Genomic DNA, 21029 nt, shown 5'->3' with positions numbered 1-21029 from the left:
CTTTGGGTGCCCGGAAGGAGCCGCAGTGTAGATCGTGCCCCCAGCCTATCCCATCGCGGGCCAATGCGGCCAGTTCATGCGGCTTTGCGCAGTAGGTTTGTGTCAAAAAGCGTTTCATGGCGCTCTCCTCTGGATTTTCTTGTGCGAATCCTTTTTCATTTCTCAAGTTAACTTGAGATCAAGGATTATTTTCATGGTGCAAGGATTGACGATTGGCGATTTGGCGGCGCGGACGGGATTGGCCGTCTCTGCGATCCGATTTTATGAAACCCATGGGATCGTTGTCCCCGTGCGCAATGCGGGCGGGCACCGGCGCTATGGGCGGCAAGATATCAGGCGGTTGTCCTTTGTGATGGCGGTGCAGTCGCTGGGGTTTTCATTGGATGAGATTGCTGTGCATTTGCGCGATCTTCCGGCGCATATAGCGCCCAGCAAGGCCGATTGGGCGCGGATTTCGGGGAACATCGCGGAAAAGATCGATGCGCGGATCGCCAAGATGCAGGATATGCGCGATCGGTTGGACGGGTGTATCGGTTGCGGGTGTTTGTCGTTGGAGGTGTGCGCGCTCTACAATCCCGACGATGTGGAGGGGCGTGCAGGAGTTGGGCCGCGCAAGCTGAACTTGGGTTGACTTCCCCCGCGCTCTGAGGCCGAGTGCGCCTATGAGACTATCTAATCGCATATCGGGAATAGTCGGCGGTGGCTCCGACGGATGGGGCGTTTTCTATAAGGCGCGTCGGATGATCGCTGAGGGCATTCCGGTGACAGAACTGACCATCGGCGAACATGACATTCGTACCGATCCGGTGATTTTGGAGGCGATGCACAAAGCCGCGATGGGCGGGCATACGGGCTATGCCATGGTGCCTGGAACGGATAGGTTGCGCGATGCTGTGGCCAGCCGCATTCAAGCGCGGACCGGCGTGCCGACGACGCGGGATAATATCATCATCACGCCCGGCGGTCAGTCGGCGCTTTTTGCATCACACCATTCGGTCTGTGATGAGGGCGATACGGCGCTTTTCATTGATCCTTACTACGCGACTTACCCAGGGTCGTTGCGCGGTGTCGGTGCGAAAGCTGTACCGATCAAAGCAAGGGCAGAGCGGCATTTCCAGCCGGATGCGGCGGATATTGCCGCCAAGGCAAATGGAGCGCGTTCGCTTTTGATCAATAGTCCGAACAACCCAACAGGTGTTGTGTATAGCCGCGAGACGTTGGAGGGGATCGCAGGCGTGTGCAAAGACCATGACCTCTGGCTGATCTCAGACGAGGTGTATGACACGCAAGTTTGGCAAGGCGAACATATCAGCCCACGATCCCTGCCCGATATGGCGGAGCGGACGTTAGTGATCGGGTCGATGTCAAAGAGCCATGCGATGACTGGTAGCCGCTGCGGTTGGATTTGCGGGTCTGAGGCAGCGATCCAGAAGCTGATCGATCTGGCGACGAGCACGACATATGGCGTTGCCGGATTTGTGCAGGATGCAGCACTTTTTGCCTTGAACCTTGGCGAAGCGCATGAAGAGAAAGTCGCAGCCCCCTTCCGCCGCCGCAGGGCTTTGACCTTGGAGGCTTTGGCGGGGCAAAACGCCGTGCGGGCGGTGCCTGCGGATGGGGCGATGTATGTGATGCTGGATATTCGCGCCACCGGCATGAGCGGCGAGGAATTTGCTTTGGCGTTGCTGGATCAGCACCGGATCGCGGTTATGCCGGGTGAAAGCTTTGGCGCCGCAGCGGCAGGGCATATTCGCGTGGCGATGACGATTGATAACACGCGCTATGTCGAGGCACTTAAGACCCTGATTTCATTTGCGAACGAAAAGGCAAAATAACAGAAAGGACAGATCATGACCGCTATCGGTGAAACCTTCCGCAGCTTGCATGTGCCCGGAGATCCGCTGGTGATGATCAATGTCTGGGATCGGGGCACGGCCAAGATGATGGCCGCTTTGGGTGCAAAGGCATTGGCGACGTCTTCCGCCGCGCACGCCTATTTGATGGGCAAACCAGACGGTGGTGATGTTAGCCGTGATGACGCTTTGGCCCATGCGCAAGAGATTGTTTCGGCCACCGCCCTGCCCGTTCAAGGGGATTTCGAGAATGGGTTTGGCGATGATCCGGACACTTGCGCCGAAACGGTACGTTTGTCGGCAGAGATTGGGCTGGCGGGGATTTGCATCGAAGATACGATGTTCCCCTCTGGCGATGCTTACGCGTTTGATCTGACAGTTGAGCGGATCAAAGCGGCGGTGAGTGCAGCGCGCGCTTTGCCACAGGATTTTGTTCTGACCGCGCGGGCAGATGGTGTGTTGACGGGTCGCTATGATGTCGATGAAGCGTTTCGACGGTTGCAGGCGTTTGAAAAGGTTGGTGCGGATTGCCTTTATGCGCCCTTATTGCCGGATATGGATGCGGTGCGGCGCGTGACCTCTACCCTCTCGAAACCTGTCAACGTGCTTGCCGTGGGTCGAATGGGCAAAGAAACGCGCGCCACGCTTGGGGACGCAGGCGTGGCGCGGATCTCGATCGGGTCAGCCTTAGCGCGGACCACGCAACGGGTGATGCACGATTTGGGGCAGAGTATGATCGAGGATGGGGATTTCACCGGCCTTAAGCAGACGATCAGCTCTGATATCGTCGATAAGATGCTGACAGGTCAGAGCTGATGTCTTGCCTAAGGATTAGAAGTTGTAGCTGACACGCGCAGCGATTGTTGTCGCCTCAATGTCGGCGCCGCTTCCGTCGAAATCTTGAAACTCGTGGCGGAGAACTTCACCACCCACCCGTAGGTTCGAGCCGACTTGGTAATCTAGGCCTACGCCAAAGAACTGACCATCATCGTTTGCGTCCAATGCGCCGCCAGTGAAGGCGCGTGCGGCACCGACAGTTACGTAAGGCAGGAATTCACCCGCGTCATAGCCTGCGCGCAGTTTCAAGCGCGCCACGTTATCAAGATCGATGCCAGAGCCGCTGTCTGAGATTTGCGTCCAGTCGTAGTCAATTTCACCGCCGATGACGAAATTGCCGAAGTCGTAGTTATAACCAGCGTGTACACCGTAAAGCAGGTCTTCTGCGTCTTCGTCGAATGCTTCAGATTCCAACTGGCCGTAGCCGAGTTGCGCACCTGCGTAAAAGCCTGTCCAATCGTTGCCGCGAGGCGTTGGCGCTACGACAGGGACAACCGCAACCGGCGTTGGCGCTGCTTCGACGGCGGGATCAGCGAGGGAACCGGCCTGCGCTGTTGTCGCGGCCCCAAGGGCAATCGCTGAGATGATAAGGGAATTACGAACCATTTCTAAAACTCCTGAATATGGTTGGGAGAACCCTCACATCGGTGCTGCAAATCCAAACCACAACCAGCCCATTCAACACGTTTTTTGACCGGCGATATTCCGCGGTAAGCCTTGTAATTTATGGCAAAATCTGGCTCGCGAAGCGCCATTTGGCGGTGCCCCGCGCAAGGGGCGCTCGACCGGCTGGGCCTTGCTCATCACAGATTTTTGCCCTTGAAAAACGACCTTGGATGACCGGTGGTTTCGCTTTGGTTCAAAAACGACATGGCGTCGGATTTGGGCAAGCGGCGCGGTGCGCGATTGGGCAGTTTGATCCAAAGGGAGACGCAGATTTGAAACGCAGCCGGGTCAGGATCGCATTGATCAGCCGCACCATTGGTGCGCGGCGCGGCCGTGCGGCACGGGGGCGTCCAGTGTTCGGGTAAGCCACCTCATTTTCCCAACCCGAACGAAGAGACACCAAAATGAATGATGAATCCCCCCAACGTGCTGGTCGCCCGCGTCGGTCCGGCGGCCGTGCAGCGCGTACGGCTTTGCGGTCTGCGAAATTGGCCGAAGATTTGCGCCCAGTGCGCGCTGGCATGGCTGGCGGCACCTACAAACCGCTCTCCGATGCCGATGTAGACGCGATTTACGAAGCAGCACTTGTGGCCCTCGAAGAAATCGGCCTGATTGACGCCCCGCAATCTGGCATCGACGCCATGGTCGGTGCGGGCGCGATCTTGGGCGAAGACGGCCGATTGCGGTTCCCGCGCGGGTTGGTCAAAGAGATGCTCGGCAAAGCTGCGAAGGACGTCACGCTCTACGGTCGTGATCCGAAGTACGACATGCACCTCACTGGCACCAATGTGCATTTCGGCACGGCTGGGGCCGCGGTGCACATGGTTGATGTCGAAGGCCGGAACTATCGCGACAGTACGGTGCAGGATTTGCATGATGCGGCCAAGATCGTGCAGCAAATGGACAACATCCATTTCCTCCAACGCCCGATGGTCTGCCGCGACATCACCGACAACCGCGAGATGGATTATAACACCATCTACGCCTGCGTTTCGGGCACCACGAAACACGTGGGCACCTCCTTCACGGAGCCTGATTTTGTCGGCGACTGTTTGGAGATGCTTCATATGATGGCAGGCAGTGAAGAGGCATGGCGGGAGCGCCCGTTTGTTCTGAACTCCAACTGTTTTGTGGTGCCGCCGATGAAATTCGCCACCGAGAGCTGTCAGGTGATGGAGAACTGCATCGCAGGCGGCATGCCGGTGCTTTTGTTGTCCGCTGGACAAGCCGGTGCGACTGCCCCCGCCCCGATTGCGGGCGCGATTGTGCAGGCCGTGGCGGAATGTCTGGCCGGTGTCGTTTATGTCAACGCGATCAAGCCGGGGCATACGGCGGTCTTTGGCACTTGGCCCTTTGTCAGTGATCTGCGCACCGGCGCGATGTCGGGCGGGTCTGGCGAACAAGCGCTGCTGACAGCGGGTTGCGCGCAGATGCACCAGTTTCTTGGCTTGCCCGGCGGGGCGGCTGCGGGGATTGCGGATGCGAAACTGCCGGACATGCAGGCCGGATGGGAGCAGATGTGCTCCAACGTGATGGCCGGTTTGTCAGGGTTGAACATGGTCTATGAAGCGGCAGGGATGCACGCGTCTTTGCTGGGCTTTTGCCATGAATCGCTGGTTTTGGGGAATGACCTTTTGGGCCAAGCGATGCGCTGCGTGCGCGGGATTGAGGTCAATGAAGCCACGCTTGGCTTGGACACGATGCGCTCTGTTTGCATGGGCGGACCGGGGCATTATCTGGGGTCAGATCAGACGCTGGCTTTGATGCAAACCGAATACATCTACCCTGAGGTTGCCGATCGCACCTCGCCAAAAGAATGGCAGGAGCTTGATAAGCCTGACCTGATCAAGACAGCGATTGCGCAAAAGGAGAAGATCTTAGCGGAACGGTCGCGGGTGGCGTTAAGCCCCGATGTGGATGCGGCTATTCGCGAACGGTTCAATATTCATCTGCCGGTTCAATAAGGGTTTGGGGGCGTTGCCCCCGGCCCTTCGGGCCTCCCCCAAGGTATTTTAGGCAAGAGGAAGGTGTGGTGAGCGTTCGTTTTTTGAGCCTTTGTTAGGGCTCCGCCCGTTCTTAGGCTGAAACGATGCACTGCATCGTTTCTTATCGCCTTGAACCCTCCGCCGGAGGCTCCTGTAAGTTCAACTATGCGTGGCGTGGGACGCTGAGCGTGCCGCCGCAAATGGCGGCTTTGGCGCCGGTGGTACTAGGGGCGCTGGTGGGCAAGCCGTTGAGAACGCGGACCGCTAAGAAGGCAAAGGCTTGGGCCTCGATCATATCGCCGTTGAGGTCTGCCTCTTCGATGACATGGACGGGCGTGTCGATGCTGACGCGGAGCATCTCCATCAAGGTTGCGTTCTGACGCCCGCCGCCGCAGACGTAGAGTTTGGTGGGAGGCTTCGGGCAGTGGCGCATGGATTCAGAGATAGTCAGCGCGCAGGCCGCGGTCAGGGTCGCGGCGGCGTCTGCATCTGAGAGCGGCGCGACGGCAGTGGCCAGATCGCTGAACGTGTCGCGGTCAAGTGATTTTGGCGGCATTTTGTAGAAATAAGGGTGTGTGAGGAGCGTCGCTACGATCTCTCCGTTCACGGTGCCCTCTTTCGCCAAAGCGCCGTTGTCGTCGTGAGGCTGGCCAAGGCGACTTTGCATCAGGTCATTGATAGGTGCGTTGGCGGGGCCGGTGTCGAAGGCGAGAAGCGCATCTGGCTCCTCTGGCTTCTCTTTCGACGGGTCGACCCAGGTGAGGTTGCCAACGCCGCCCAAGTTTAGAAAGGTGATGGGCGCAGTTTCTTCGAGGTATTTGGCGAGGGCGAAGTGAAAGAATGGGGCCAGAGGCGCACCCTGCCCGCCAAGTTCGACATCCGCTGTGCGGAAATCCCAGACGACTGGTTTCTGCAAGACCTCAGCAAGGATTTGCCCGTCACCCGCCTGATGGGTGCCGCGGCCGTTTGGGTCATGCGCCAAAGTTTGGCCGTGAAAGCCGATGACGTCCGCAAGTTCATAGGGTTTCAGAGCGGCAGCATGGGTGGTTTCAATGAGCTCGACCACTTCCGGGGCGACCTCTTCGGACCATTGGCCGAGAGCGGCCTTCAGCGCGGCGCGTTCAGCGTCTGTATAGGCGTGGTAGCTGTGATCGCCAAAGCCCCGGATCGTGTGGCCGTCGGTCAGGATTTCGGCGGTATCAATGCCGTCAAGCGATGTGCCCGACATGGCCCCAACAGCCCGCACCACGCGATTTTTCAACATGCACTTTCCCTACCCGACACTGCAGCCTATAGAGTGCAGTGAAACGCCTTTAGGAACAAGACCATGACCTACCATCCCAAGTCTGAGTTTATCTCTGTCATGATGGAGCGCGGCTTTCTGGCCGATTGCACCGATTATCAAGGCCTTGACGATGCGTTGAGCCGCGGTGTGGTGCCGGCTTATATTGGCTATGATGCGACGGCGAAATCGCTGCATGTGGGCCATTTGATGAACATCATGGTTCTTCGGTGGTTCCAAAAGTGCGGCGGCAAGCCGATCACCCTAATGGGTGGCGGCACAACAAAAGTCGGTGATCCCTCATTCCGATCAGATGAGCGCCCGCTTTTGGATGAAGCGGCCATCGACGCAAACATTGAGGGCATGAAACAAGTATTCGCCAAATACCTGACTTATGGCGAAGGCGCGACGGACGCACTTATGCTGAACAACGCAGAATGGCTGGATGATCTGAACTATCTATCGTTCTTGCGCGACATCGGGCGGCACTTCTCGGTCAACCGTATGCTGTCATTTGAAAGTGTGAAATCACGGTTGGACCGCGAACAATCGTTGTCGTTCCTAGAATTCAACTACATGATCCTTCAGGCCTACGATTTCCTTGAGCTGAACCGCCGCTATGGCTGCTTGTTGCAGATGGGCGGGTCGGATCAGTGGGGCAATATTGTCAACGGGATCGATCTGACACGGCGGGTGCTGGATCAGGAGATTTATGGGCTGACAACGCCTTTGTTGACCACCTCCGACGGGCGCAAGATGGGTAAATCGCAAGGGGGAGCCGTTTGGCTCAATGGCGATATGCTGTCGCCTTATGAGTTCTGGCAGTTCTGGCGGAATACCACGGATGCAGATACCGGCAAGTTCCTAAAGATTTTCACTGAACTGCCGGTAGAGGATTGTGATCGATTAGGCGCTTTGGAAGGGTCTGAGATCAATCAAGCGAAGATCATTTTGGCCAATGAGGTGACTTCGCTTTTGCATGGGGCAGATGCGGCCAAAGCGGCGGAAGCAACCGCGCGTGAAGTGTTCGAAAAGGGTGGCGTTGGGGATGACCTGCCGACGCTGACGCTGAGCGCGGAAGATTTGGGCGACGGGGTCTCAATTGTGCAGCTGATTGTGAAATCCGGCCTCGCGGGCAGCGGTAAAGAAGCGAAGCGTTTGATTGCTGAGAATGGCGCGAAGTTGAATGATGAGCCGCTGACCAATGCGGGGCTGATGGTCGATGCAGAGATGCTTGCCAGCCCGATTAAGCTGAGCGCAGGCAAGAAGCGGCACAGTTTGGTGCAGCTGGGATAATTCCATGAAACGGCGCGGGTTTCTGTTGGCAACTGGGGCGGCGTTGGCGGCTCCGGCGATTTTGACTGCGCAGACTGTGCAGCGGGTGATTGTGATCGGTGGCGGCTCTGCCGGAATGACAGCGGCGGCGCGGTTGATCGATGCAGGTGTTGACGTGGTGCTATTGGAAGCATCGGACGTGTTGGGTGGGCGTATGGCGCGGGACACGACGCTGGCCGATTTCCCGATTGATCTGGGGGCGGAGTGGATTCACAACGATCCTGAAGTTTTGGGCGATATTTTGGGGCTCGGCTGGACGCTGACCGATGTGGAAACGATTGTGTATCGTCCGCAGACCTATCAATTTTATGATGGCGGTCGGCTGCGCAACCGCAACCTGCTGCGGTTCACCTATGCGGAAACAAAATTCCTCGACACAACATGGTACGGGTTTTTTGAGCGGTTTGTGATGGAAAAGATTGCGCCGTCGGTTCGGTTGAACACGGGTGTGGATTGGATCGAACATAGTGCAGATGGCGTCAGAGTGCGGACGACAACTGGAGATGTGTTGGAGGCTGACCGTGTGATCGTCGCGACGCCGATCTCGGCTTTGCAATCGGGTCGTATCAAGATTGCGTCCGGTTTTGAGGATTGGAAATCTGAAGCGCTGAGCGAGGTTGGCTTTGGCCAAGGATTGAAGGTGTTTTTGAAGTTCCGCGAGCAGTTCTATCCGGACATTCTTGTCGAAGGCAGTGTTTGGGAACAGACGGATGACAGTTGGGACAGCAAGCTCTACTACAACGCGGCCTTTGGCAAAGACACCTCCGACAATGTCCTAGGGCTGTTCAACGTTGCACAAGGTGCCTTGCCGTGGAGCCAACTGAGCGCGGACCATTTGGTGCAATCGGTTTTGGAGGAATTGGACGCGATCTATGACGGTGCGCCCAGAGCCTTGTTCGAAAGCGCTGTTACAAAACTCTGGTCGCAGGAGCCGAATATTGGTGGCAGCTATTCGATGGACAACAACAGCGATTACGATATCGAAGAGATTTTAGCCCCGATCAACGGACGCATCTTCTTTGCCGGAGAAGCATTGGGCGGGGATGCGCAATCGACCGTGCAGGGGGCAGCATATTCGGGTGTAGATGCGGTGGAGCGTATCCTGGGGTAAGAAAGACCATGACCAATTATCTTGTCTATGACGTCTTCACGGACACTACTTTTGCCGGAAATCCGCTTGCGGTGATCCCTGATGCGCGCGCTTTGCCGGAGGACAGCCTGCAACGCATTGCGCGGGAGTTCAATTTCTCGGAAACCACCTTCGTGTATCCGCCAGTTGATCAGGCACATACCGCTAAGGTGCGGATTTTTACGCCGACGATGGAAATCCCCTTTGCAGGCCACCCGACCATTGGCACCGCGATTGCATTGCGAGACATGGGGCATCAAGGCGATATGGTGTTGGAGCTTGGCGTCGGGCCGATCCCCTGCCGGTTTGACGGCGATCAGGCGTCGTTTACCACGCATCTCCCGCTTGAGGTCGCAGCGGAGCCGGAAATCGAGTTGGTGGCGCGGTGCCTCGGGTTGAGCACCGACGCGATTGCGACCTCGACCCACCTGCCCGTGCAAGCCAGTGTAGGTCTGCATTTTACAATGGTAGAGGTGACGGATCGCGTGACATTAGCCGCTTGCGCCCCTGCCATAGATGCCATTCGAGAGGGGAAAGAGCGCTATCCAACCGGGTTGGATTTTGCGATCTTTGCCTATGTGCGGAACGGGACCGCCGTTGACGCACGGATGTTTGCGCCCCTTGATAATATCCCTGAAGACCCAGCAACGGGCAGTGCCTGTGCGGCATTGGCCGCTCTGCTGCATGACCGTTTGGGCGGACCGCTCGATTTGGACATTCGACAGGGCGAAGACATGGGGCGACTGTCGTTGATCTCGGCGGCGGCGGATGGTGATCCGGTGGGTATCACGATTGGGGGTCAGGCAGTGAAGACGATGTCGGGAGTTTTAACGCTCTAACGCCTTCCCTCCTCTGACCTGTGGCGGTATGACACAAACACGCGACTGACCTGAGGCCTCTATGACAAATACCATTTTAGCGCGTTGCGAAGCACAAGGGCTTCGTATGACCGGGCAACGTCGTACAATTGCTTTGGTTCTGGAAGCGTCAGACGACCATCCCGATGTTGAAGAGCTGTATAAACGCGCCTCTGCGCAGGACGATGGGATTTCGTTGGCGACCGTGTATCGCACAGTGAAGCTTTTCGAAGAAACCGGCATTCTGGAAAAGCACGAGTTTGGCGATGGGCGCGCGCGGTATGAAACGGCGGATGGGGACCACCATGATCACCTGATTGATGTCCATTCCGGCGATGTAATCGAATTTGTCGATGAAGAAATCGAAGCCTTGCAGGAAAAGATCGCGCAAAAACTTGGCTATAAGCTGATGGGGCATCGGTTGGAGCTTTATGGCGTCCCACTGAAAAAGACGGACGACTGATGGAAAACCTGCGTGGTGCGGCGTTCATGGTTCTGGCCATGGGATTCTTTGCGATCGAAGACGCGCTGATCAAATCCGTCGCTGATGACATACCCGTCGGGCAGATTATCACTGTGACATGTGGTGGCGCGTTGATCCTGTTCTTGGTCTGGTCTGTGGCCCGCGGCATCCCGCTTTGGAATGACGGCTATCTGGATCGGCGCGTGAATTTGCGCAGTTTAAGCGACGTGATTGGATCGTGTTTCTTTGTCACATCGCTGTCGCTGATCCCTTTGACAACTGCATCGGCGGTGATCCAAGCGACGCCTCTTGTCGTGGCGCTGGGGGCGGCGCTGTTTCTTGGCCAAACCATCGGCTGGCGACGATGGATCGCGATTATCATCGGGTTCATTGGGGTGATGATCATCATCCGTCCCGGAACGGAAGGGTTTGATGGTTATACGCTCTTGGCCGTTGGTGGAATGCTCGGCCTCGCAGCCAGAGACTTGCTGACCCGCGGCCTAACCGTTGATCTCAGCGGCGTGCAGCTGGCGACGCATACCTTTGCCCTGCTGTGCCCCGCTGGTGTTTTGCTGGCCTACAGCCAAGGGCAGTCCTTCGTGATACCGAACTTCGAACAATCCCTGATTTTGGCGGCGACCGTGGTGATTGGTATTCTTGCCTACCTCACGATTGTGGCGGCCACCCGAGATGGTAATGCGGGGATCATCTCATCCTTCCGCTACTCTCGGATGCTTTTCGCTTTGATCATTGGCTACGCTTTCTTTGCCGAACGGCCCGACGCAGCCACATTGATCGGCGCTGCAATTATTATCGCCTCAGGCCTCTTTACGTTGCTGCGCGAGGCGCGCCTGCGCAAGACTTCCCCTTCAGGGACAGGCACGGTATAGACCCCGTGATAACGCTAACACCCTCCCATAGGATCTCCTCATGAGCACCATCATTGATATTCACGCACGCGAAATTCTGGATAGCCGTGGCAACCCGACCGTTGAGGTCGATGTCATGCTTGAAGACGGCACAATGGGCCGCGCGGCGGTACCGTCCGGCGCGTCGACGGGTGCGCATGAGGCTGTTGAAAAGCGGGACGGGAACAAAGCCCGCTACAAGGGCAAAGGCGTTTTGGAAGCCGTCGCGGCTGTGAATGGCGAAATCGCTGAAGCGCTGGTTGGTTTTGATGCCACTGAGCAAGTGGCGATTGACCAAGCGATGATCGAACTCGACGGCACACCGAACAAAGGCCGCCTTGGGGCGAATGCGATTTTGGGCGTTTCCTTGGCTGTCGCGAAGGCGGCTGCGGATTTCACAGCGCAACCCCTCTTCCGATATGTCGGTGGCACGTCTGCGCGTGTTTTGCCGGTGCCAATGATGAATATCATCAATGGAGGGGAACATGCCGACAACCCAATCGACATTCAAGAATTCATGATCATGCCGGTCTCGGCAGAAAACATCCGCGAGGCCGTCCGCATGGGCGCGGAAGTGTTTCACACGCTAAAGAAAGAACTTTCTGATGCAGGCCACAACACCGGCATCGGCGATGAAGGTGGCTTTGCACCAAACCTCGAAAGCACACGTGTTGCCTTGGATTTCATCAAAACAGCCGTTGAAAAAGCCGGCTACACGCTGGGCGAGGACATCTACCTCGCACTCGATTGCGCGTCATCTGAGTACTACAAAGATGGCAAATACGAGATGGTGGGCGAAGGCAAATCGCTGACCTCCGTGGAAAACGCGCAGTATCTGGCGGATCTCTGTGCCGATTATCCAATCATCTCCATTGAGGACGGTATGGATGAGGACGATTGGGAGGGGTGGAAAATCCTGACCGAGATGATCGGGGATAAAGTGCAGCTGGTTGGCGACGACCTTTTCGTGACAAACCCGAACCGTCTGTCCGATGGCATTGCTCAAGGTGTTGCGAATTCCATGCTGGTAAAACTCAATCAAATCGGTAGCTTGACGGAAACTCTTCAAGCCGTCGATATGGCGCATCGCGCGCGCTACACCAACGTGATGTCGCACCGTTCGGGTGAAACCGAGGATGCGACAATCGCTGATCTAGCGGTGGCGACGAACTGCGGTCAGATCAAAACCGGCTCTCTTTCCCGGTCGGATCGTTTGGCAAAATACAACCAGTTGATCCGGATTGAAGAAGTCTTGGGCGAAACAGCAGAATACGCTGGCAGAAGCATCCTGAAATCATGAGCTTAGACGCCGGACTTTATCCGGTGCCAGAAGGCCATTTGGCAGCGGTTGTCACCCATCTGGAGACAACCGCGGTTGCCGTGCCGGACAGCCCTTTTCCGGACGATGTGTCGATTGAAAGAGACCTGCCCAGCGTGGAGCGCTATCGGGCGTTGTTTCGCGCAATTGGTGCGCCATGGCTCTGGACGTCTCGGCTGAAATTGAGCGACTCGAAGCTGGCAGAAATCCTGTCAGATCAAGATGTTGAGGTTTGGCTTTTACGTCGGCATGGGATCGACATCGGTGTGGTTGAGCTGGATTTCAGGGTCGCAGGCGAATGCGAATTGGCATTCTTTGGTCTGATCCCGACCGAAACTGGTGGCGGCTTGGGCAAGGCGATGATGTCCTTTGCCCAGAAACGCGGGTTCTCTCGCCCGATCAAACGGTTTCATCTGCACACCTGCACGCTGGATTCGCCCAAGGCGGTGCCGTTCTACCTGGCTTCCGGCCTCCGCCCGACGCGGCGACAGGTTGAAATCTTTGAAGATCCGCGCCTCGCTGGATATCTGGGAGAAGATACCGCGCCACAACACCCTTTGATCGAGACATGATGACCGCTGACGTCATCATAGCCCTGCTCGACCTCGCTCCGCATCCGGAAGGCGGGCATTATCGGCAGACTTGGATCGCCGAAAACGACGGGCGTGCTGCGGGGACGTGCATCTACTTTTTGTTAAAGGCTGGAGAGGTCAGCCATTGGCACACCGTCGATGCGACGGAGATCTGGCACTATTATTCAGGTGCTCCGATACAGTTGCGGATGGCAGAAACCGAAGCCGGGCCTTCGGCTGAGATGATCCTTGGACCGGATTTAGCCGCTGGTCAAAGACCGCAAGGCATTGTCCCGAGGGGACATTGGCAATCGGCGAAGAGCTTGGGCGAGTGGACGCTTGTTGGCTGTACGGTCTCGCCTGGCTTTGATTTTGCGGGATTTCATTTGGCTGAGCCGGGTTTTGACATCCCTAGCCTATAGCCTTTGGCTAGCAACGGATGCCTCCGGCGGAGGTATTTATTGCTCAAAAGACGATGCAGCCCCCTTTAGTGGGTCGCCAGGCGCCGTAAAGGGGGCCGTCTTTCGAGGCGGGCATCGGCTCCTCAGCCTGTACCGCGCGCTCAATTTTACCTAAATTGATTGCGTTAAGGTTAATGCTTCTCTTTTGAGATAAAATACCTCGGGGTCTGGGGCAGCGCCCCAGGGTGTTTGGATAAAAAAGAGGGGGACCGAAGTCCCCCTTTGTAGTCTCGCTTTTCGGGCTCAGTATTATACCGCTCGTTAGTTTTTTGCCTGCGGCCCGAACCGCGCCGGGGGCGAGCGCACCCGCCCCGGATTCTCTTAGCTACACCCAGACGTTGATCCGCAGGTGTTGCACTTCATGCAGGTGCCGTTGCGCACTAGTGTGTAGTTGCCGCATTCGCCACATGGATCGCCTTCGTAGCCTTGCATTTTTGCCTTGTCGCGGGCGGACATGCCGGTTGAGGTGATGGTGCCGCTCGGCATGGCTGTTTCCGTGACCTCTGGCACCAAAGTTTGCAGCGCGCCGACCGGATCGGAGCCGGTTGCGAGTGCTGTTGCCCCCTGCCCGCCGTTCAATACGACCAGCTCTTGCGGCATCCGCTTGCGCAGGTAGCCGGTGGAGCTGATTTGCTTGAGGACTTCGAGCGACCTTGTTGCGGCCGTCTCGGACGGCGCTTGCACGTTGCTCACGCCCTCTTCTTCCCCGCGGCCGATGTCATCAAAGGATGCGCCTTCTGGCTTCACGTGGGCCAGATCGGTGCGGTCGAGGTAGCTGACAGCCAGTTCGCGGAAGATATAGTCGAGGATCGACGTTGCGTTCTTGATGCTGTCGTTGCCTTGGACCATGCCCGCAGGTTCGAACTTGGTGAAGGTGAAGGCATCCACGAACTCTTCCAGTGGCACGCCGTATTGCAGGCCGACGGAGACTGCGATGGCGAAGTTGTTCATCATCGCGCGGAAGCCTGCGCCTTCTTTATGCATGTCGATGAAGATTTCGCCCAGTTTGCCGTCTTCGTACTCCCCCGTACGGAGGTAGACCTTGTGACCGCCCACAATGGCTTTCTGCGTGTAGCCTTTGCGGCGTTCTGGCATCTTTTCGCGCTCTTGCTCGCGCATGATTTCCTTGACGATGATCTTTTCGACCACCTTCTCGGCCAGAACAGCGGCTTTTTCCTGCGGCGAGCCGGTCTCGAGCACCTCTGCCGCCTCGTCATCGTCTTCCACAAGCGCGGCTGCCAGCGGCTGAGACAGTTTCGAGCCGTCGCGGTAGAGCGCGTTGGCCTTGATGCCCAAGGACCAGCTCAACTCATAGGCTTTCTGACAATCTTCGATCGTCGCATCGTTTGGCATGTTGATCGTTTTGGAGATCGCGCCGGAGATGAAGGACTGTGCTGCGGCCATCATAGTGATGTGGCTGTCGACGCTGAGGAAGCGTTTGCCTTTCTTGCCGCATGGGTTCGCACAATCAAAGACGTTGAGATGCTCTTCTTTGAGGAACGGTGCGCCTTCGAGGGTCATCGTGCCGCAAACATGGTCATTGGCGGCGTCGATGTCCTGCTTGGAGTAGCCGAGGTGGCGCAGCAGGTCGAAGGTTGGATCGTTCAGCTTCTCGGCTGGGATGCCGAGGGTCTTGGTGCAGAACTCTTCGCCCAAAGTCCACTGGTTGAAGACAAAGCGGATGTCGAAGGCAGAGGCGAGCGCGCCTTCGACCTTATCGAGTTCCGCTTGGCCGAAGCCGTGGCCGATCAGGGATGTGTGGTTGATCGCTGGCGCTTGGCCCAGTGAGCCATGGCCGACCGCATAGGCGATGATTTCTTCGATCTGAGCAGAGCCGTAGCCGAGCGTTTCCAAGGCCGCTGGCACGGATTGGTTGATGATCTTGAAGTAGCCGCCGCCTGCGAGTTTCTTGAACTTCACCAAAGCAAAGTCAGGTTCGATGCCGGTGGTGTCACAGTCCATGACAAGACCGATGGTGCCTGTTGGTGCGATGACGGAAACCTGAGCGTTGCGGTAGCCGTGCTTTTTGCCCAGATCCAGCGCTTCATCCCAGCTGGACACAGCAAGGTCGATTAGGCGCTGATCGGGGCAGTTTGCGTGATCGAGCGCGACAGGTTTGACCGCCAACTGTTTGTAACCATTGGTTTTTCCCTGTGCCGCAGTGCGGTGATTTTCGATGACGCGCAGCATGTGCTTTGCGTTTTTCTTATAGCCCGGGAATGGGCCAAGCTCGCCTGCCATTTCCGCAGATGTCGCGTAAGACACGCCAGACATGATTGCGGTCAGGGCAGCGCCCATCGCGCGGCCTTCGTCGCTGTCGTAGCCCAGACCCATGTTCATCAGCAGGCCGCCGATGTTGGCATAGCCGAGGCCCAAGGTGCGGAAGTCATAAGAGCGCTGTGCGATCTCTTTTGATGGGAATTGCGCCATCATGACCGAGATTTCGAGCGTTACTGTCCACAGACGGGTGGCGTGGATGTAATCTTCGACTTGGAACACGCCGTCTTTATAGAAGGTCAGCAGGTTCATCGACGCGAGGTTACACGCCGTATCATCGAGGAACATGTATTCGGAGCACGGGTTGGAGCCGCGAATTTCACCGTCTTCTGGGCAAGTGTGCCATGCGTTGACGGTGTCGTGGTACTGGATGCCCGGATCGGCGCAGGCCCATGCGGCGTGGCCCACTTTGGCCCATAGGTCACGTGCACGAACTGTGCGTGTCACCTCGCCGTTGACGCGGTTGCGTAGGTGCCAATCGGTGTCGTCTTCGACGGCTTTTAGGAAAGCGTCGGTGACACGGATGGAGTTGTTGGAGTTCTGGCCGGATACGGATGAATAAGCCTCAGAATCCCAGTCTGTGTCATAGGTTGGGAATTCGATGCTGGTGTGGCCTTGCTTGGCGTAGTCCAGCACACGCTTGACGTAAGTCTCTGGGATTGCGACTTTTTTCGCTTCGCGGATCGCTGAGGCAAGGGATTTGTTTGTCTTTGGATCGTAGGCGTCATCCTCTGCTCCATCCCAAGATTTGATCGCTGCAAAAATGCCGTTGAGCTTTTGCTCGTGCATTTTGGAGCCGGCGACGATGGAGGCCACTTTTTGTTCCTCAATCACCTTCCATTCGATGAATTCTTCGATGTCTGGGTGTTCTGCGTCGACGATAACCATTTTGGCTGCACGGCGTGTGGTGCCGCCGGATTTGATTGCGCCTGCTGCTCGGTCGCCGATTTTCAGGAAGCCCATCAGACCGGAGGATTTACCGCCGCCGGACAGTGGCTCGCCCTCGCCCCGTAGGCTGGAGAAGTTGGTGCCGGTGCCGGAGCCGTATTTAAAGAGGCGTGCTTCGCGGACCCAGAGGTCCATGATACCGCCGTCGTTTACCAGATCGTCAGATACAGATTGGATAAAGCAAGCGTGCGGCTGCGGATGTTCATAGGATGATGTGGATTTGGTTAGCTCACCTGTTTTGTAGTCAACATAGTGGTGACCTTGAGCTGGACCGTCGATTCCATAGGCCCAGTGCAGACCAGTGTTGAACCACTGAGGGGAGTTTGGTGCCGCGCGCTGTGTCGCCAGCATATAGCGCATTTCGTCAAAGTAAGCGCGCGCATCTTCTTCGGTGGAGAAGTAGCCGCCTTTCCAACCCCAATACGTCCACGCACCCGCAAGACGATCGAACACCTGCTTGGCGGAAATCTCACCGCCCATTTCGGCGCCTTTGGCAGGCTCAGACCGCCAGAGGAATTCTGGAACGTCTTTTTCTTTGACCTTCTTCAGTTCAGACGGAACGCCTGCTTTGCGGAAGTATTTCTGTGCGATCACGTCGCTCGCAACCTGACTCCAAGAGGATGGAATCTCACAATCATCAAGTTTGAAAACAACAGTGCCGTCTGGGTTCCTGATCTCGGAACTGGTCTTTGTAAACTCCAAACCGTCGTATGCATCTTTACCGGATGTCGTGAAGTTACGATCAATCTTCATCGCGTCTGCCCCTGTTTCGCCGTCGTTGCGGCCCCTAGAAAAATCTGCGCCCCGCAAGGCGCCCTCAACGTCGCTGACCACCGGTCACGATTGAGACAAATCTTCACTGGCCCGCGCTTTGGCAGGTCCCCGGCATGGTATGCTGGTGTCGTCTGTCTTTCCCCGTGCCGCCACCATATATTGTGTCTGCGGTGTCAGCCCACACAACTTGGAACAACTACACCTAGTGGGTCAACGGCTTTATTCACTAAATCTTGAGTTTTTTGTGTTGACGATGCCCAATAGCTTGAGTCGGGGAAATCGCGTCCGATTCCTCCACATCGATACTCACACCTGTTCGGATTTTCTTGCGGTCAAAGAAACTCAACAAACACGGTGGTTTGCCATGATCAGTTCAGTTTTTGGATCAAGAAATCCACAAGCGTTAACGAATGAAGCACGGGGATCGACGCGAAGTTAGATGGTTTGCCCTTACCCAAATCGCGTGACCAAAGCGACACAACATACCGCCTAATCTTTCAGCACTTCCCCTGTGGTTGGACCGGCAGCAAAAGGAGACACTCAAACAAAAAAGGCAGGTCCGAAGACCTGCCGTTTTTGATGGTCGGGGCAGAGAGATTCGAACTCCCGACCCTCTGTTCCCAAAACAGATGCGCTACCAGGCTGCGCTATGCCCCGGACCGTGCGTGTACTTACGCCGAAGATTTCGATTTGAAAAGACCCAAATCGCGATTAATTTGCACAAGGTTTGATCGCATCTTGATCAATAGAAGGATGCTGAAGAACGTCGCCCACTGAGATGCCTAAACGCGATGCCAAACCGCCGTTAATCTCCAACACGTATTGGATGCCCAGACCGCCATCGATCGTGGTTTCATCCAATGGTATCGCGTTTTCGTGGATTTTGAGCACTTCCCCATTGGGCGCGACAAAAATCATATCGAGGGGAATCAGAGTATTCCGCATCCAAAACGTCGCACGCTGCGGCTGTGGATAGACAAACAACATGCCTTCCAACGTCGGCATGCTTTCCACGAACATCAATCCCTGACTGCGTTCGGCAGGCTCATCCGCGACGCGCACATCAAAACGCGCTTGCCCCCAGTCCCCAAAGACTCTGACGCGATCAAAGTCACAAGAAGCCCAAACACCTGACGGTAGTAAGAAAAGAGCGGCGGCAACTGCCTTACGGATCATTTGGACCCGGATTCCCAAGTCGTGATCTCGATGGCCATCATGCCGCGCGCACCACTCATCATGCGCATGCCAACAGCCTCACCCGTCGCGAGATCAGACAGGCCTGAGCGGCGCAAAACCTCGATATGCAGGAACACATCCCGATCATCACCGAATACGTTCGCAAAGCCAAAGCCTTTGCCTTTGTCGAACCATTTCACCCGCGCAGGATGAATTGGACTCGCAGCGATTTCTTCTGGCGTCACTTCTTGCATGTCGCCAAGCGCCGGACTGCCGTCATCCTCTGGCGGCTCAATCGACACGATCTCTACCGCCTGCAACCCACGATCGGTACGTTGGACGACGATGATGATGCGTGAACCGTCTGCAACGGACCCTTGCCCAAAATTTCGCAAGACATTTGCGTGCAGAAGAATATCCGGACCACCCTCATCGGATACAACGAACCCAAAACCCTTTGCAGGATCGAACCATTTGATCTGGCCGTGAATTTCGTTAGACGCGTCAGTGGTCATTCGTTTTTTCTTCTCTTCGTTGTGCTCATATGAGCCGTATTAGGGTGCCAATGTCAAACAGACGACCATGTTAACAAGTTGCCGACTATACTTCTTGATCACGTATAATCTAGAGTTTTTTAAGGCGACAACCTCGAAATTTCCCAAGTGTCTCCAATAGCTTGCCGCCGCCATCTAAAGCGATCATGCAAACGGTGATCTCCATCCGCCCAAAATTCAACCTCTAGTGGAAAAATGCGAAAACCTCCCCAAAACGGAGGGCGCTCTGGGTTGATCCCATGAGTGGCTGTGACTTTAGCAACCTTTGCAACCAGAGCGGCACGTGATTCTAAGGGTCGGGATTGGTCGGATGCCCAAGCCCCTAAGCGACTCTTGAGGCCTCGGGACTTATAATAGGCATCCGCAACTTCGCCGTCTTCTTTCTCTACAATACCCCGCACACGGAGCTGACGGCGCAGAGATTTCGAGTGCAAAACGAAAGCGACTTTGCCGGATTGCTCAATCTCTTGCCCTTTGGCGCTCCCGTAATTGGTGTAAAAGACAAAAGCGTCATCTTCGATGGATTTAAGCAACACCATCCGCACATTCGGCAAGCCGTCTGCATCGACGGTGGAAAGCGCAATCGCGTTAGGATCATTGATCTCGCTCGCCTCGGCTTCCGACAGCCAAGAGCGCGCCAGTTCGAACGGATTTTCACCGGCAAAGATGTCTTTACGATCTGTCATGTGAGTGCCCAATTTCCCTCGCGGCCACTTATTCTTAAAAACATCTGGCCTTCAACCCATCAAAGTCAAAGTTTCCGCCGCTTGATGCTCAAATCGCAATCGCCTAAACCTGCCTTCAATAAAACAGTGGGGACATTGAAATGAGCAACAACCTTCTTTCTGGAAAACGCGGTTTGATCATGGGGCTCGCCAATGACAAATCAATCGCCTGGGGGATTGCGAAAGCTTGCGCCGATGCGGGCGCGGAACTTGCCTTTTCCTATCAAGGTGACGCTCTCAAGAAGCGCGTTGAACCCCTCGCCCAATCCGTCGGGTCTGATACCGTTCTCCCGTGTGATGTGAGCGATGAGGCCTCAATCGATGGCCTCTTTGATGCCCTGAAAGACAAATGGGGCAGCATCGATTTTGTCGTCCATGCGATCGGGTTCTCGGACAAGAGCGAATTGCGCGGGCGCTACGTGGACACGAGCCGTGGCAACTTTGCAATGTCGATGGATATTTCCGTCTACTCCTTCACCGCGGTGGTTCAGCGCGCTGAGAAGATGATGAACGAAGGCGGATCTTGCCTGACGCTCACCTACTATGGCGCCGAACGGGTGATGCCGCATTATAACGTTATGGGTGTTGCGAAGGCCGCATTGGAGGCCTCCGTGCGATACCTTGCTGAAGACCTCGGTAAAGACGGCATACGTGTCAACGCAATCTCGGCAGGACCGATCAAAACCCTCGCCGCATCCGGGATTGGCGATTTCCGCTATATTCTGAAGTGGAACGAATACAACTCACCGCTGCGCCGCACCGTCACTATTGAAGATGTGGGTAAATCTGCGCTCTATCTGCTGTCCGATCTTGGGTCTGGTACCACAGGCGAAGTCCTCCACGTCGATTCGGGGTATCATGTCGTCGGCATGAAGGCTGTCGATGCACCAGATATAACGAAAGAGTAGC

Annotated in this window: 20 protein-coding genes and 1 tRNA gene; 14 read left to right on the top strand and 7 right to left on the bottom strand. The window is 56.2% G+C overall.

What is annotated here, in order from left to right; genetic code table 11:
• The first annotated feature begins 193 nt into the window (after positions 1–193).
• The 3 genes from soxR to BUA85_RS01995 are packed head-to-tail and all read left to right on the top strand — an operon-like array spanning position 194 to position 2669.
• Positions 194–631, top strand: a complete 438-nt coding sequence (soxR, locus tag BUA85_RS02005) for a redox-sensitive transcriptional activator SoxR (RefSeq protein WP_072898892.1) — start codon at positions 194–196, stop codon at positions 629–631.
• 31 nt (positions 632–662) lie between these two features.
• The gene (locus tag BUA85_RS02000) at positions 663–1835 is read left to right on the top strand and encodes a pyridoxal phosphate-dependent aminotransferase (protein ID WP_072898890.1); all 1173 of its coding nucleotides are present in this window, start codon (positions 663–665) and stop codon (positions 1833–1835) included.
• A 15-nt stretch (positions 1836–1850) separates the two neighbouring features.
• Positions 1851–2669, top strand: a complete 819-nt coding sequence (locus BUA85_RS01995) for an isocitrate lyase/PEP mutase family protein (RefSeq protein ID WP_072898888.1) — start codon at positions 1851–1853, stop codon at positions 2667–2669.
• A 15-nt stretch (positions 2670–2684) separates the two neighbouring features.
• Here the strand turns inward: BUA85_RS01995 and BUA85_RS01990 are convergent, their stop codons facing one another.
• A complete protein-coding gene (locus BUA85_RS01990; RefSeq protein ID WP_072898886.1) occupies positions 2685–3296 on the bottom strand; it encodes an outer membrane protein in 612 nt (203 codons plus the stop codon).
• Between the two features lie 230 nt (positions 3297–3526).
• Between BUA85_RS01990 and BUA85_RS16655 the strand changes: the two genes are divergently transcribed.
• The gene (locus tag BUA85_RS16655; RefSeq protein WP_131802754.1) at positions 3527–3721 is read left to right on the top strand and encodes a hypothetical protein; all 195 of its coding nucleotides are present in this window, start codon (positions 3527–3529) and stop codon (positions 3719–3721) included.
• Between the two features lie 39 nt (positions 3722–3760).
• The gene (locus BUA85_RS01980) at positions 3761–5320 is read left to right on the top strand and encodes a trimethylamine methyltransferase family protein (protein WP_072898882.1); all 1560 of its coding nucleotides are present in this window, start codon (positions 3761–3763) and stop codon (positions 5318–5320) included.
• Between the two features lie 184 nt (positions 5321–5504).
• Here the strand turns inward: BUA85_RS01980 and BUA85_RS01975 are convergent, their stop codons facing one another.
• A complete protein-coding gene (locus tag BUA85_RS01975) occupies positions 5505–6605 on the bottom strand; it encodes an anhydro-N-acetylmuramic acid kinase (RefSeq protein WP_072898880.1) in 1101 nt (366 codons plus the stop codon).
• Positions 6606–6668: 63 nt separating this feature from the next.
• On the opposite strand from BUA85_RS01975, the gene tyrS reads away from it, so the two are divergent.
• The 8 genes from tyrS to BUA85_RS01935 all read left to right on the top strand — a co-directional run bounded on the left by tyrS (position 6669) and on the right by BUA85_RS01935 (position 13627).
• The gene (tyrS, locus tag BUA85_RS01970) at positions 6669–7919 is read left to right on the top strand and encodes a tyrosine--tRNA ligase (protein WP_072898878.1); all 1251 of its coding nucleotides are present in this window, start codon (positions 6669–6671) and stop codon (positions 7917–7919) included.
• A gap of 4 nt (positions 7920–7923) precedes the next feature.
• On the top strand, positions 7924–9069 hold the full coding sequence (locus tag BUA85_RS01965; RefSeq protein ID WP_072898876.1) for a flavin monoamine oxidase family protein: 1146 nt from the start codon (positions 7924–7926) through the stop codon (positions 9067–9069).
• Between the two features lie 8 nt (positions 9070–9077).
• Positions 9078–9926 carry a PhzF family phenazine biosynthesis protein gene (locus BUA85_RS01960; RefSeq protein WP_072898874.1) on the top strand — a complete coding sequence of 283 codons (849 nt, stop codon included), beginning with the start codon at positions 9078–9080 and terminating at the stop codon, positions 9924–9926.
• A gap of 61 nt (positions 9927–9987) precedes the next feature.
• Positions 9988–10407, top strand: a complete 420-nt coding sequence (locus tag BUA85_RS01955; protein WP_072898872.1) for a Fur family transcriptional regulator — start codon at positions 9988–9990, stop codon at positions 10405–10407.
• Entirely contained in the window at positions 10407–11297 is an 891-nt protein-coding gene (locus BUA85_RS01950) for a DMT family transporter (RefSeq protein ID WP_072898870.1), read from the top strand. Before BUA85_RS01955 ends, BUA85_RS01950 begins: the two co-directional genes overlap by 1 nt.
• Before the next feature lie 40 nt (positions 11298–11337).
• Positions 11338–12615, top strand: a complete 1278-nt coding sequence (gene eno / locus BUA85_RS01945) for a phosphopyruvate hydratase (RefSeq protein ID WP_072898868.1) — start codon at positions 11338–11340, stop codon at positions 12613–12615.
• Entirely contained in the window at positions 12612–13205 is a 594-nt protein-coding gene (locus BUA85_RS01940; protein WP_072898866.1) for a GNAT family N-acetyltransferase, read from the top strand. The genes eno and BUA85_RS01940 overlap by 4 nt, the downstream gene beginning before the upstream one ends.
• Entirely contained in the window at positions 13205–13627 is a 423-nt protein-coding gene (locus BUA85_RS01935; protein ID WP_072898864.1) for a cupin domain-containing protein, read from the top strand. The genes BUA85_RS01940 and BUA85_RS01935 overlap by 1 nt, the downstream gene beginning before the upstream one ends.
• Positions 13628–13987: 360 nt before the next feature.
• Here BUA85_RS01935 and BUA85_RS01930 read toward each other — a convergent pair whose 3' ends face one another.
• From BUA85_RS01930 to pdxH, 5 genes are all read right to left on the bottom strand, one after another.
• Positions 13988–17644, bottom strand: a complete 3657-nt coding sequence (locus BUA85_RS01930) for a vitamin B12-dependent ribonucleotide reductase (protein WP_083526206.1) — start codon at positions 17642–17644, stop codon at positions 13988–13990.
• A gap of 601 nt (positions 17645–18245) precedes the next feature.
• A tRNA-Pro gene (locus BUA85_RS01925) sits at positions 18246–18322 on the bottom strand.
• 54 nt (positions 18323–18376) lie between these two features.
• On the bottom strand, positions 18377–18841 hold the full coding sequence (locus tag BUA85_RS01920) for a DUF192 domain-containing protein (RefSeq protein WP_072898863.1): 465 nt from the start codon (positions 18839–18841) through the stop codon (positions 18377–18379).
• Entirely contained in the window at positions 18838–19356 is a 519-nt protein-coding gene (locus BUA85_RS01915) for a cold-shock protein (RefSeq protein ID WP_072898862.1), read from the bottom strand. The genes BUA85_RS01920 and BUA85_RS01915 overlap by 4 nt, the downstream gene beginning before the upstream one ends.
• A 119-nt stretch (positions 19357–19475) precedes the next feature.
• Complete coding sequence (gene pdxH / locus BUA85_RS01910; RefSeq protein WP_072898861.1) at positions 19476–20081, bottom strand: pyridoxamine 5'-phosphate oxidase; 606 nt, start codon at positions 20079–20081, stop codon at positions 19476–19478.
• A gap of 140 nt (positions 20082–20221) precedes the next feature.
• Here pdxH and fabI point away from each other — a divergent pair, with 140 nt between their 5' ends.
• Positions 20222–21028 carry an enoyl-ACP reductase FabI gene (fabI, locus tag BUA85_RS01905; RefSeq protein WP_072898860.1) on the top strand — a complete coding sequence of 269 codons (807 nt, stop codon included), beginning with the start codon at positions 20222–20224 and terminating at the stop codon, positions 21026–21028.
• Position 21029 lies beyond the last annotated feature (1 nt).

The sequence above is a fragment of the Cognatiyoonia sediminum genome, assembly GCF_900129845.1.
In the GTDB taxonomy this organism is placed as follows: domain Bacteria; phylum Pseudomonadota; class Alphaproteobacteria; order Rhodobacterales; family Rhodobacteraceae; genus Cognatiyoonia; species Cognatiyoonia sediminum.
The sequence above is the reverse complement of the archived record's forward strand: the minus strand, read 5'-3'. Positions and strand labels throughout refer to the sequence as shown.

Excerpts from the sequence above, each read along its gene's own strand:
- soxR (WP_072898892.1), top strand. The coding sequence starts at position 194 with ATGGTGCAAGGATTGACGATTGGCGATTTGGCGGCGCGGACGGGATTG.
- BUA85_RS02000 (WP_072898890.1), top strand. The coding sequence starts at position 663 with ATGAGACTATCTAATCGCATATCGGGAATAGTCGGCGGTGGCTCCGAC.
- BUA85_RS01995 (WP_072898888.1), top strand. The coding sequence starts at position 1,851 with ATGACCGCTATCGGTGAAACCTTCCGCAGCTTGCATGTGCCCGGAGAT.
- BUA85_RS01990 (WP_072898886.1), bottom strand. The coding sequence starts at position 3,296 with ATGGTTCGTAATTCCCTTATCATCTCAGCGATTGCCCTTGGGGCCGCG.
- BUA85_RS16655 (WP_131802754.1), top strand. The coding sequence starts at position 3,527 with ATGACCGGTGGTTTCGCTTTGGTTCAAAAACGACATGGCGTCGGATTT.
- BUA85_RS01980 (WP_072898882.1), top strand. The coding sequence starts at position 3,761 with ATGAATGATGAATCCCCCCAACGTGCTGGTCGCCCGCGTCGGTCCGGC.
- BUA85_RS01975 (WP_072898880.1), bottom strand. The coding sequence starts at position 6,605 with ATGTTGAAAAATCGCGTGGTGCGGGCTGTTGGGGCCATGTCGGGCACA.
- tyrS (WP_072898878.1), top strand. The coding sequence starts at position 6,669 with ATGACCTACCATCCCAAGTCTGAGTTTATCTCTGTCATGATGGAGCGC.
- BUA85_RS01965 (WP_072898876.1), top strand. The coding sequence starts at position 7,924 with ATGAAACGGCGCGGGTTTCTGTTGGCAACTGGGGCGGCGTTGGCGGCT.
- BUA85_RS01960 (WP_072898874.1), top strand. The coding sequence starts at position 9,078 with ATGACCAATTATCTTGTCTATGACGTCTTCACGGACACTACTTTTGCC.
- BUA85_RS01955 (WP_072898872.1), top strand. The coding sequence starts at position 9,988 with ATGACAAATACCATTTTAGCGCGTTGCGAAGCACAAGGGCTTCGTATG.
- BUA85_RS01950 (WP_072898870.1), top strand. The coding sequence starts at position 10,407 with ATGGAAAACCTGCGTGGTGCGGCGTTCATGGTTCTGGCCATGGGATTC.
- eno (WP_072898868.1), top strand. The coding sequence starts at position 11,338 with ATGAGCACCATCATTGATATTCACGCACGCGAAATTCTGGATAGCCGT.
- BUA85_RS01940 (WP_072898866.1), top strand. The coding sequence starts at position 12,612 with ATGAGCTTAGACGCCGGACTTTATCCGGTGCCAGAAGGCCATTTGGCA.
- BUA85_RS01935 (WP_072898864.1), top strand. The coding sequence starts at position 13,205 with ATGACCGCTGACGTCATCATAGCCCTGCTCGACCTCGCTCCGCATCCG.
- BUA85_RS01930 (WP_083526206.1), bottom strand. The coding sequence starts at position 17,644 with ATGAAGATTGATCGTAACTTCACGACATCCGGTAAAGATGCATACGAC.
- BUA85_RS01920 (WP_072898863.1), bottom strand. The coding sequence starts at position 18,841 with ATGATCCGTAAGGCAGTTGCCGCCGCTCTTTTCTTACTACCGTCAGGT.
- BUA85_RS01915 (WP_072898862.1), bottom strand. The coding sequence starts at position 19,356 with ATGACCACTGACGCGTCTAACGAAATTCACGGCCAGATCAAATGGTTC.
- pdxH (WP_072898861.1), bottom strand. The coding sequence starts at position 20,081 with ATGACAGATCGTAAAGACATCTTTGCCGGTGAAAATCCGTTCGAACTG.
- fabI (WP_072898860.1), top strand. The coding sequence starts at position 20,222 with ATGAGCAACAACCTTCTTTCTGGAAAACGCGGTTTGATCATGGGGCTC.